Raw genomic sequence first — 11,530 nt, 5'->3', positions numbered from 1 at the left:
CCTGCGACAACAACACGCCAGATCCATTCTGGATGAGCTGAAGGTCTGGATCGAGGCTACGCTTTCGACGCTGCCACAGAAGCAGAAGCTGGCTGAAGCGATGCGATATGCTCTCTCGCGGTGGGCAGCGTTGAGCGTTTATATCGACGATGGCCGTGTTGAGATCGACAACAATATAGCCGAGCGGGCCATGAGACCGCTTGGAATCGGAAGAAAAAACTGGCTATTTGCTGGGTCAGACAAGGGCGGTGAGCGCATCGCCAATATCCTGACCATCATTGAGACTACCAAACTCCATGGCCACAATCCGGAGATCTATCTGAAGGACGTCTTGGCCCGGATCCAAGATCACCCCAAAGATCGAATTGCGGAAATGCTGCCCTGGAACTGGAAGCCAGCAAACGCTCGATACGAGGCCGCCTGATGGCACGCTTGAGGTTCATCTACACACTCAGGCAAGTCGCCAGCAAGATCGGTGAGAATCTCGAACTGATCGAGGAAGTGACGGCCAACTCGGACAACATCTCCGAGGCGAACTCGTTTACGTCAGCGATGGCAGTGAAGATGGCACGAAGAGTCTAACCGAGAATGGCATCGAAGAACTGCAGAGCCTACTTGCCGACATCAGGACGTGGGACAGTGGTATCCGAGAGTTCCTGGTTGACGCGCAATGCGATCCCAAAATGATCGACCGCGTCATGGCCGATGAGATGAAGCGCGTCCTATAACTTCCATCCCTCGACACTCGAAAATGTCTTCACCGGACGCTCACACTGAACTTAATCTTTGCAAAGAAACGTTGCCGATCTAGCTTCTACATCTGTCACAACGAACCGATCTTTTCCTGAAAGCCGAAATGGGCGGCGTTCTATTGATGAAAATGTCCCTGAAACCAGTCAGTTAGCTCCGGGTGCGGCGCGCCACCTATAAAGATTATCGAGTGCGCAACGGTTCGCCGATCCAGATTCAGGATGATGTGCGCCCCCACAGAATAGGCGTAAAGTCCGTTCTCACGCGTCATTTGAGAGAGCTTCCAAAGGTCGAGTGCAATGTTTGCGTTGTCGCTCAATTTCAGTTCGACCACCAGAAGGTTGTGTTGCGTACCTAGCTCATGGACAATTATATCTGGAATAATTGGCTTTCGACCAGGCTCACCATTGGGTAGCACATCGAGGTATTTGGGATCGTCGCCCCGTCTTTCGTGATCGGTATCGATGTCCCAACCTCTGTAGTGTGGTGCCATGAAGCGAGCTAATCGTCCCATAACAGCTCTTTCACGTGTATCGAATCGTCCGATCCTCCTGTCGCTGAGCAATTCTCTAATTCCAAGGATCAGTCCCCCGAGAATCTCACGCTGCTCTTCCATAGATTGTCCACCCGCTAGTTAGCGTCTCGTCATGCCGCCCTCTCCTGTCGAGCCCGAATATCCGCAAGCCACTTTTCGAGCATCTCGATCTCCATCTGGATAACGGCCGGCGGTGGCAGACGGGGATTGATCTCGCCGGGCTGGCTGTGGAGCAGCATGGAGCATCTGCCATAGGCGTCGCGCATTGTTGTGCAATCGTTGTCAGAGAGAACGGTGAGCTTTATGAGGCCGGCAGTATCAACCTTGCGCGACAATCGGCGGATTACAGGCCCGACCACTTCCTCGACTGCACGCTCCCAAGCCGCGCGCAACTGGTCTTGGAAAGAGGTTACCTCGCGCAGCCATTTCCCTTGATCGCCGCGCTCATGGTGAATCTTTACGTTGGCGAGGTGCGCTTTTATGCCGTCCAGCACCTTGCCAAGCGGCATTACGCTCGCGGGTGGGTCCTTATGACAAAAGCCGGAGTTTTCGCCGCCACGGCTGATCAGACGATAGGTAACGGGCGTCGCCTCGTGATCCTTGGTCGCGCGACACGCTTCGTCGAGTAACAGGAGGAATGCCATGTCGTGGGTGAAGACGATAACTTGGCGAGTCTGACCAGCTTCGGCCAGACGGGCGGCGACTCGGTCACGGTGTAGGTGGTCGAGCGAGGAGACGGGATCATCGAATACGATCGCCGATTGTGCGTCGATCGTGGAAAGTTCCGCAAGGAACGCGGCGAGAGCGACACAGCGATGCTCTCCTTCGCTCAACACTTTGCCGACCGGCTCGCTCGGCTTGTTGATCAATCGGACTTGGAAGAACGGCACACCGGCAGTCGTTTTTGCCTGCTGGAGCTCAATGGCAAGGCCGGCGACGCCAAGCTTCTCCACCTCTATAGCAAAACGTCCACGCAGACGATTCGTGACAAGGGCCTGTGCGATCCGGGTACTCTGGATTGTGATCTTGTTAGTTGTCGTATCCTTGCTCGAATTCTCAAGAGCCTCAGTGGCCTTGAGACGAGTTATCTGGGCGAGGACGTCAACCTGCACGACGCGGAGCCATTTGCGATCAATAAGTTCGTTCCGTTCGGCAACCAGCGCCTTTCTCTGGGGCGAATTTACCTCCGATCGCAACGCTTCCATGCGAGCCTCAATGTCGATAAGGGTTGCCCGCAGAGGATCAATAGACACCTCAATGGCCGGTGGTAGGGCTGGTGGAATTTCCAAACCGTGGGTCCGCCTGATGGCGCGCAGCCGCCAGGCAAGGACAACAATCTCGCGACGAACCGATGTAGCGAGCTGTTGCTTTCCCAGATCATCCCGGATCAGAGTGACGATGACCGGAACATCACTCATCATGATGGTCTTCGAGGCGGCATCATCCAAGGCTTCGGTATAGGCTACCTCGGCGTCTTTCTCCCGCCGCTTGCTTTCGTCTTGAACAAAGGATTCGAAGCTGCTGAGGCGCTTTGAGGCCTCTTCGCTGAGCGGCTGCTGACAGAGAACGCAATTTGCGTCGGCGCCGACGACGGGAAAGCTTTTCTCGGGATAGGCTGACGCGCGGGAGTAATCACGGGCTGCTTCCCAGAGCGACTTCCACACGTCCGAGCCGATGTCGGGTAGCGGCTCGTCGGCGAAAAGGCTTGCGGATGCAGCGGCAGCCGCGCTCCGCGCAATACGAAGGCGCATATGGGCCTTGCGTAGATTGATTCTTGATTCCTCGGTCGCGATCGCCGCCACTCCCACGAGCTGGTTAATGACGGCTTTGAGCCGGGCCTCATGCGCCTGCAGTTGGCGGACCGTGCGTATCGGATCGTTTCCAAGATCGGTGACAAGAGTTTGAAGACGAGCCTCTTCCTCGGCCGTTAGGTCGGCTAGTGTCTCGACGGTTTCCGCCTTGGTCTTGCTTGAGAGTGTCGCGATAAGCTTGCCGACCTCGGTCTCCGGATTGCATTCTGGTTTAGAAAGAACGGCCGGCGTCTGCTCCTGCAAGGCTCTGATCTCGGCGGCCAGCTTGGATTTTACATCTTGGCAGGCCTGGGCGAGGCCAGCAAGGATGCGTAATGGCAAGGGCGTGTAGGCGAGATCATTCGTGTTTTCGACATGGACGCTGGCGGTGCGTGAATCGAAAACGCTGACCGCCGAGAGCATCGGATCTGCGGGATTTCCTTGCATCCACGAGGCGCTTCGTTTCTGGCCGCCGATATAAAATTCTACGTTCGCAGAGGGCGGACCGGATGTGTTGGCATAGACATTAGGTAGGATCGCGTCGCGCTTGGGCGAGCGCGCGCGGCAGAGCTGTTTCAGGACGCGGGCATAGCCAGACTTGCCCGCGCCATTGTCACCATAGACGACCGTCACCCCCGTCTTTCCAAAGGAAAGGCGTTCGCCTGGCGCTAGCGCGTTGACGTTGGATAGGCCGTAGAGCGCACCCAGTGTGACGACGGCATGACTCGCGGCGGGATCTCGAACGTGGGCCGCGCTTAGCGGCAGGCTTTTCTCAACGCCTTTACAGATGGCAACAAGCGATGCCAGGTCGGCCCCGTCGAGTTTGGTCTGGCCACACAGACGCCGCAGGGCATCCCGTTGCCACCCAGGGATGCCTTCCGACCATCTGAGAATGTCGGCAAGAGCTGCTGCTTCGTTTGACAGATCGCCTTCCTGTGCGTCCATGTTTCCGCTCCGTACCGCCCGCTACAAGCCGTATTTCCCAAACTCTGTCATCCAGCGGGCCTGAGGTCGAAATCTGACCCCCGAGGCCCTTGGCCTTTAAAGAGAGTTATTCTCACCTCCCTCTTCATGACAAACAAACGACTATCATGGGTTGCGTTTATCGCCAACACTTTCGTCCGCTGAGGGCCGACAGCCTCCGTGACAAAAATGTGGAGCAGTTAAATTTTGGCGCTTTCACGCATAGGTTAATGACTGAACAGGAGCCGAGCCTCTCGATCTGTGGGCATAGAAAACGAGGACGAGCGAGAGCCGAACGGACAGCGAAAACAAAGTTCCCCGGAGGCCTAAGCCGCCGTATATGGAGAGGCGCTAGGATCGCCAGTTTCCCTGCGCATTATAAGAAAGCAACATTAGATGGTTAAGCGACACCGTCGGCGGAAGAATAGCCTACGCCAGACACGAAATTCACTTTCGTTGGGAGTTTATCAAAATTCGTCCTCAGTAGGGTGAGACGAGCGGGTTGCACTCAATCGTTGCCCTCTGCAGCGCCGGCCATTCCACCGGCGCCACAACAGAGACGGCAGGTACTAGGGTAACGGAAGGCGCAACCGGAGCTGTCCAATCCCCGAGCAGGTCGGGCGGCGTACAGTCACCTTCATGCACCGCAAGGGGCGCCGGCTCTCCCCCGGCAGGAGCGAAAGGGTCGATCTCTATCCCGGGGCGGCCGCTGCGGGGAGAGGCGGGGTAACGTCAGTAAATTGCACGGCCTCGACATCAGCGCGCATCGCGGCCCTTGCTAGACGATCAGCGAGGCCAGACAAGCCGCGAACCTCAATCACGTCGCGGAAAGCATTAACGGACACGTGGCGACCGATCAGTTCCAGCCGCTTGAGACGATCGGAAAACCGGAGCTTGATGACGCGGCCAGTGATCATCCTGCCGCCCCCGCTACTATCGCCATAACGCTCTTCAATATCGCAGCCCGAGACAAGACCCTTGCGGAAAACCATCGGCCATTCGTCCACAGGCAGGAGCTGGTTGTCATCACCGAACAGATCGGCGATATCCGCTTCCATGTCATCAGCGAGGCGTTCGAGCACCCAATCAGAGGTTATTTGGGTCCGCTCAGTGCGGGCTGCAATAGCGTCGGAAATGGCGCTACGAACGCCGGGATTAATCAGCAGTTCGGCGCCAATATCGGCAGCGCTCTTTTCCGAGTAGCCGGCACGGATCGCGGCTTGGGTCGCGTTTAGGTCAATAAGGTATTCCACGGAGAACCGGGATTGCTTAGCTGTTAGCTCGTTCGTCATTTCGCGTCTTCCAGTTCTTACCGCCGTCCATTGCGGTGTCCGTGCCCGTTGATCGCCCAGCGCGTTCCCTCAAGGTTCTCTTGAAGCGAGCGCCGGACCATGAGACCGTTTTAGGAAGCAATGGTTGTCGACTAAAACGCGCTTGTGCGCGCTGTTGTGCACGATTATCCCAGGCGGAGAGTTTTATCGGGGCGCGGGCGACAGATGCGCGCTCGCCTTCAAATATTGCCGGGCGAGCACGCACCGGAGCCGAACCCCGAAACCACCGCCACCACCACCCCACCCCTAAGGTGAGGGGTGGGGGTGGCGGTAGTGACGAGCCGTGATTTTCCGCCACTTCCTCCACCTACTTCCGCCACCGAAAATTATGCGGCGGTAAGCGGCAGCTAATGTTCAGAAAGCCTTATTCCTTTGGCTCCGGAGCCCACTTTCCGACATTGACCGTGGGCCGCAGTTTGTGGCGGTTATCGCGGGTTTGCTCAACCTTGAGCCACCCCTCTTTAACCCACCGGTCAATCAGGGCGTCAACGCGCCTCTTGCCGACCGCATCCAAGGCAATGCCGACGATTTCCCCGACCTTGTAGCCGGCCCAATCAGAAGCTTGCGGGCTGTGGCGCATGACCTGATTATGGAGCGCCTTTTGGACCGCCAGAAGGTCAGAGTCGCTCACTGTTTCGGCAGCCTCTTGCGGCGCAGTCCATGGCGCAGCAACACCGATCCAGTCGCCCGGCCGGTCTTCCGTCTGATTGCCGAGCGGTTCGCCCATTAGCTTATACCACCGCGCTCCTGATGGCGGGCACAAGTTAGATTTCGCGTTGTCGTCACGAATCAATGAGCGCCGTTCGTTTTCCTCAATCCCTAGCTTGCCGGCCGCCTCTTTGGTCATGACATTGAGCACGCGAGCGGCGCGCACCGCTCCGGCAATGGCCGAGCCACCGCGCGCGCTGTCTATATCCGCATCAATGCCGTTCAGCTTGCGGGAATGGTGGACCAGCTCGATAGCACAGTTCGTTTTATCAGCCACCATGGCGAAGGCTTTAACGGCCGCGTCCATGGCCCCATTGTCGTTCTCCGGCAGAGAGTGAACGGACACGAAAGGATCAATGATAAGGACATCAATGCAGGCGTCATTGATCGCGTCTATCAGGGCGTCAACAACGGGCGTCGCAATCCGTTGGTTATCGTCGCTGATCTTGATTGGCATATCGCGACCGCTCGCCACGAACAGCCTGCCACGGATGGGGCCGCGCGGGTCGATCTTATGGTGCAGCATGGTCGCAGTGACGCGGCGCTGTAGTTCGTCTTGCGGGTCTTCGCCGTTCCAAATCATAGTTCGTAGATGCCGTTCGTTGATCTTGCGGCCCATGAATGGGAGACCCGAGGCCATCGCTATCGCGTCGCCGATCGTCACTGTCGATTTTCCGACGCCGCCGGGCGCAATCGTGGTTGAGACGAACTTCCGAATTAGGTGGTCTTGATATACCCAATCGCGTGGCGGGATATTCGCAGGGTCGATCCACACGAATTCTTGAGCGCGGAAATTGAACTTCGGCGCGACCCCGGCAAAGGCTGGAGACGTAGAACCGGCCCCCAGCCCTGCCGCAACTTTATCGCTGTAGTCGGGAGCCTGCTTTCGATGCTCTTCCGCGCCTTGTGAGAGCAAGCTTTCCCAGTAACTATCACTCATGCCATCCGCCTAAATTTACGTTGTTTTCTAATGATGCTGTTAGATCACAGCGCCTGTTCGGGTCTAAGGCACCCCGCTTTGCCGAGTGGCGCTGTGCTCAATAGGTCACGGCGCCGCCAAGTCGGCGACCAGCTTGCGGACGTCGGCACGGAGAACCGCGTTGAATTGCCGATTTTGAACGGGCACTACTGGAGGATCGACCCCGCCGTGGCGGATGGGGCGATCCGCCACAAGCTTCCAGCGCCCCCGACTCACTGCTTGGCGGATCACCCCCCCTCACAATCTGCCGGGGGATGCGACGGCCAGACCGACGCACCCACTTACTCAAAAGAGAGTGCACCCGCGCACCCGTAGAGCCGACGACACGGCCCACGGTACGGTTTAGCTCCTCTCACGGGATCCTGGTGTTGATGACCGGCCGAAGCGCTGCTGCTATGTCGATAACCGCCGCCACGTCGCGCGTGTTTGCCTCGTGGCCCTTGCACTTGAGCCACCGCGCCGCCCCGTCGATATCGGAGGCATCCAATGGTCGAGGCTCGAAGCCCGTTGCGGCTCCGCGCTTTGGCCGAAGGCGTAACGTTTCGCCAGCTTCCACGTCGAACCCGAACAGCCCGGCATTCAGGAGCGAACGGGCGAGTTGGTCGCCCCACGGGTGCGCAAACTCCGGATCGTTGAAGCGCCCATGGCCTGAAGGCGGCAGCACGCCGGCACGCTCCAATGTCGCCCGTCTCAGTAGCTCGCCAGCCAGGCCCAGCCGTTTGACAATGCGCTCGATCAGGACCCGAGACGTGCAGCTTTCATGCGGTCGGGTGAGATCATGATAGATGAAGATTTTATCGCCCGCACGCCGGCCGCTGTTGACCATCTGCAGCACACGGACATAGCCGCTCGTCTCGATCTCGCAGATAGGGCGATACTCGCGGTCGAAGACGATGGCCCGGCCATCATCCTCATAGCCAAAGCAGTAAGGCAGGACGCGCCATCCGTTGCACCTCATTTCGACATCGCGCCACTGCGCTTGCCGATTGCCGGCGGATTTCCCCGGCAAGGCCAGGCGGAGCATTTCGTCAACCTGCCCTTCGGTCCAGCGTGCCCGATGGCCCAGTTCGACCATCTTCAAGCCACGCGGCCACGGCTTTCCGCTCACGTAATCATAGAAGCTGTAACGCATCGTCTTTGCCTGTTTTGAGGGTGAGGGAAAGGTGCTCATGCGGCCACCTGCATTCGGCTCAAATAGGCGTCGATATCAACGCGGCGATAAACTGGACGACCGATCATCGCGACCCGCTGCAATTCGCCCAGTGCGTGGAGTTTGTCGCTTGTGGTGCGGCTAATCCCCAAGATGGCACACGCCTCCAGAATCGTCAGGATTGCCTTGCCATCCAGGTCTGCCGGCTTGATATCTTTCTTTCCTGTCATGTCACAAGTTCTCGTGTTGCTGCCCCCGTGTTCGTTTCTTGTACTGCTGGATAATCGCGAATGTCCATGGCTTGCGATTTTCGCAACAATAGCAACTCATTGAAATTATTCATCAATTTCAAACGTTCACGCTGTCAATTCTCCAAATGTGCGAAATTTTTTGATGCAATTTCAATAGTTTGAATCTCGAATACAATTAAATTTACGCATACTTTAGGTGGGCGGCGGGACAGAGATGCACATACAAGACTCCATCCACCGTCAACGTTCCAAGAACAAGGAGAGAAGGCAGCGAAAGCGCGCGCAGGACTTACTCTTCTTCGGCAATCCAGCGCTCGATTGCCGCTGCTGACCACAGCACGCGCCGACCGATTTTGATAGGAGCCGGAAAGCGGCCGGCCGCACGCCAGCGGCGCAGGGTCGCGGCGTGAACGGGTACGACGGCAAGGACGGCAGCAAGGTCAAGCAGTTTGGTCGCCATGATAAGTCCTCTCATTTGAGTAAGTTGAGGACACAATAACTGGCGATGGTTTAGGACAAGAACGCGCGAGAGAGCGCATGAGCGAAAGGCCACAGCGATTGCCATGGCCCGGAACAATCCCCGATAGGATGGAAGGACTGGGCTTTATCCGGCGTTTCGGGCCGCCCTAGCCTCAGAGAGCGAAACGACGTTCTCCTCAGCGTTCAGATAATCGCACCATTCTTGCATTAGAACACGCCGCTTTTCGATGGCGGTATTTTGGCGATATGTGCGTTCAACTGCATTGCCAACAGTGTGAGCCAGCGCGGCCTCCGCAATCTCTCTCGGATGGTTCGTCATGTCTCCGGCGAAATCGCGGAAGCTGGAGCGGAAGCCGTGCGCAGTTGCCTTACCTTTCCCCGCGATCAGATGGACAATGAAAAGTAGTGCAGAAGGCGTCAGCGGCGGAGCCGCGCCACGCGGCTGGCCGGTTCGCCTGCAACCTTGGAAGACGTAGGCCGCCGGATCAGTGCCACGGAACGTCGCAATCTTGTTCAGGATCGCGATTGCGCCCGAGGACAATGGAACGACATGTTCAGTGTTTGCCTTCATGCGCCCTGCCGGGATCGTCCATATGCTGGCCGCAAGGTCGATTTCCTTCCATTTGGCCCCGATGACTTCACCCACGCGGGATGCGCAAAGAATGGTGAACTCCAGAGCAAGCGAGCCGTCGCCCCGCTTCGTGCGCAGTTCCGCAATGAACGCCGCGCAGTCGCTATATTTCACCCTTGGGTGATGGTTCTTCGCCTTGGCGTCTTTCGAGCTTTTCAATAAATGCTCGAGATTGTCCTTCCACACGGCTGGGTTCTCGCCTGTCCGGAGCTTTTTCGCTTTGGCATAGCCCAGCACGGTTTCAATGCGCCCACGGACGCGGTTTGCGGTCTCGTGTGTCGTGTTCCAGATCGGCTTGAGGACGCGCTCAACATCGTCTGTCGTGACCTTATCCACCGGGATTTTCCGAAGCGCCCTCGCCGGGCCGTTCTCGCCCATCGTTTGCTTCCACTGCGAGAGGTGCTTTGACTTATCGCCGCCCTTGAATTTGCCCGTCCGTTCGTAATCGGCAATAAGCTCGTCAGCGACTGTGCCGAACGTCTTCGCGGCGACGGGTTTCCGCGCGGCTTTAGGATTGTCGCCGGCCTTAATTTGATCGCGGATTTTCTCGGCGGCCGCGCGCGCTTGCGCCAAGGTGACGTGATCGAGCTTGACGCCCTTCTCGGCATCAACCGGCAGGAATGAGCCAAGCCCTAGTTCCGTCTGTTTGCCCGTCGCCTTGTCCGTATACATGAACACCCATGCCCGTTTCTTGCCGTCGCCAGCTACCCGAAGGTAGAGCCCAGCCCCGTCGCTATACCGCTTGTAAGCGTCCGTGCATTTACCGAGCTGTGAAGCGGTAAGTTTGTTTGCTGCCTTTGCCATTCCGTTTCATTCCTTGAAGCAATCCTAGTCAAATCCCCAGTCATCCTAGCGGGACGTGGCGTGATGTGACAAGAGCCCGCGGGATAAATATGAAATAAATTAATAAAAAACAGAGGTTTAATCTGCGCTTAGATGAAATCTCTGGACGCCGCGGGAAGACCTTTGTCGGAAGCCGCAGCAGGCAGAGGCCGACATGCAGGACACGGCGCCATGGAAAAGGCTTTGGCGCACGAGCGTCCACGGTGTCGAGGGCCTCGCCGGCTGCGGCTAGCGGGGGTCCGGGGCTGCGTCGGCTCCCTCTCCCAGGAATGTCGCTGCCAGCAGGTCGCGGACGAGTGCGGCATAGGCCGCGATCCCGCCCTCAATGCCTGATGCCGCGACATCCTCATCGGAAAACAGATTGCCGCCACCGCGAAGGCCGGCGCCGATGATGCGGACCATATCGGCAGCCTTCAGCCGTCCGGCAGAAAAGCGCGTGGCGAGGCCGGTCAGGTCGTCGACGGCAAAGGCCGTCTCCAGCTCCGCCAGCGCGCCCAGCGTCAGGCAGAGAATGCGCCGCTCGCCGTCGATGACAGCCTCGATCTCGCCGCGGTGGCGATTGGCGCGGGCAGATGGTCTCGGTCGCAGCATCAGATCGCACCAAAGGTGATGACGCCCGCCGATTCCAGCGCGATGTCGAAGGTGACCTCGCCATTGTGCTCGCCGGAATATTCGAGCGCCGTCGCCTGGAATGGCCCACTCACAGCGCCGAAATCCGGAATGACGATCTGCCAGGAGAGGATCGAGCCATTGAAGAAGGCATTGCGGATCAGCTCGTCCGACGCCTGATCCTTGAACAGGCCGGAGCCGGAGAGCGAGGCGCGCTGCACCCCTGCCCCATCAAGAAGCTCGCGCCAACGGCCGGCGCTTTCGGCATCGGTGATATCGACGGTCTCCGCGTTGAAGGAGAGCTTCTTCGTCCTCAGCCCGGCCACCGTCTCATAACCGCTGCCATTATAGATTTTCAGGAGCAGGTCCTTGCCCTTCTGCGCCGCCATTGCGTGGTCCTTTCAAAGAAAAGCGCCCCGGCTGGAGCGCTGTACCCGATTTGTTCGATTTGGCCTTTCGCGTTGCAGTTGAAGCTGCTATCGCTCCGGGGCTTTTCATTCATTCCATTTC

General features: G+C 58.0%; 12 protein-coding genes and 1 pseudogene. 2 read left to right on the top strand and 11 right to left on the bottom strand.

The features are described from left to right. A partial coding sequence (locus DTW90_RS11690) for a transposase (RefSeq protein ID WP_149338354.1) occupies window positions 1–424 on the top strand: 424 nt, incomplete at its 5' end. After that, window positions 424–582: a hypothetical protein gene (locus DTW90_RS11685; RefSeq protein WP_246664936.1), complete on the top strand. Its 159-nt coding sequence runs from the start codon at window positions 424–426 to the stop codon at window positions 580–582. The genes DTW90_RS11690 and DTW90_RS11685, both read left to right, overlap by 1 nt. 25 nt (window positions 583–607) lie before the next feature. Here the strand turns inward: DTW90_RS11685 and DTW90_RS37090 are convergent. The 11 genes and pseudogenes from DTW90_RS37090 to DTW90_RS11635 all read right to left on the bottom strand — a co-directional run. Further along, window positions 608–806, bottom strand: a pseudogene (locus tag DTW90_RS37090) (IS5/IS1182 family transposase); the annotation flags it as partial. A 62-nt stretch (window positions 807–868) separates the two neighbouring features. Beyond that, window positions 869–1,366, bottom strand: a complete 498-nt coding sequence (locus DTW90_RS11680; protein WP_149338352.1) for a hypothetical protein — start codon at window positions 1,364–1,366, stop codon at window positions 869–871. A 29-nt stretch (window positions 1,367–1,395) separates the two neighbouring features. Continuing rightward, window positions 1,396–3,708 (bottom strand): AAA family ATPase, encoded by a 2,313-nt coding sequence (locus tag DTW90_RS11675; protein WP_246664928.1) that lies wholly within the window; start codon window positions 3,706–3,708, stop codon window positions 1,396–1,398. A 1,022-nt stretch (window positions 3,709–4,730) separates the two neighbouring features. Further along, the gene (locus DTW90_RS11670; protein ID WP_149338349.1) at window positions 4,731–5,330 is read right to left on the bottom strand and encodes a terminase small subunit; all 600 of its coding nucleotides are present in this window, start codon (window positions 5,328–5,330) and stop codon (window positions 4,731–4,733) included. Window positions 5,331–5,733: 403 nt separating this feature from the next. After that, on the bottom strand, window positions 5,734–7,017 hold the full coding sequence (locus tag DTW90_RS11665) for an AAA family ATPase (RefSeq protein WP_149338347.1): 1,284 nt from the start codon (window positions 7,015–7,017) through the stop codon (window positions 5,734–5,736). 391 nt (window positions 7,018–7,408) lie between these two features. After that, on the bottom strand, window positions 7,409–8,227 hold the full coding sequence (locus DTW90_RS11660; RefSeq protein WP_149338346.1) for a hypothetical protein: 819 nt from the start codon (window positions 8,225–8,227) through the stop codon (window positions 7,409–7,411). Further along, complete coding sequence (locus tag DTW90_RS11655) at window positions 8,224–8,436, bottom strand: helix-turn-helix domain-containing protein (protein ID WP_149338344.1); 213 nt, start codon at window positions 8,434–8,436, stop codon at window positions 8,224–8,226. Before DTW90_RS11655 ends, DTW90_RS11660 begins: the two co-directional genes overlap by 4 nt. Window positions 8,437–8,746: 310 nt before the next feature. Next, window positions 8,747–8,917 carry a helix-turn-helix domain-containing protein gene (locus DTW90_RS11650; RefSeq protein WP_149338342.1) on the bottom strand — a complete coding sequence of 57 codons (171 nt, stop codon included), beginning with the start codon at window positions 8,915–8,917 and terminating at the stop codon, window positions 8,747–8,749. Between the two features lie 144 nt (window positions 8,918–9,061). Further along, entirely contained in the window at window positions 9,062–10,372 is a 1,311-nt protein-coding gene (locus DTW90_RS11645; RefSeq protein ID WP_149338340.1) for a site-specific integrase, read from the bottom strand. A gap of 267 nt (window positions 10,373–10,639) precedes the next feature. After that, the gene (locus DTW90_RS11640; protein WP_149338338.1) at window positions 10,640–11,002 is read right to left on the bottom strand and encodes a gene transfer agent family protein; all 363 of its coding nucleotides are present in this window, start codon (window positions 11,000–11,002) and stop codon (window positions 10,640–10,642) included. Then, window positions 11,002–11,409: a phage major tail protein, TP901-1 family gene (locus DTW90_RS11635; protein WP_149338336.1), complete on the bottom strand. Its 408-nt coding sequence runs from the start codon at window positions 11,407–11,409 to the stop codon at window positions 11,002–11,004. Before DTW90_RS11635 ends, DTW90_RS11640 begins: the two co-directional genes overlap by 1 nt. Window positions 11,410–11,530 lie beyond the last annotated feature (121 nt).

The organism is Neorhizobium sp. P12A (assembly GCF_008365395.1).
Lineage (GTDB): Bacteria > Pseudomonadota > Alphaproteobacteria > Rhizobiales > Rhizobiaceae > Rhizobium.
The sequence above is the reverse complement of the archived record's forward strand: the minus strand, read 5'-3'. Positions and strand labels throughout refer to the sequence as shown.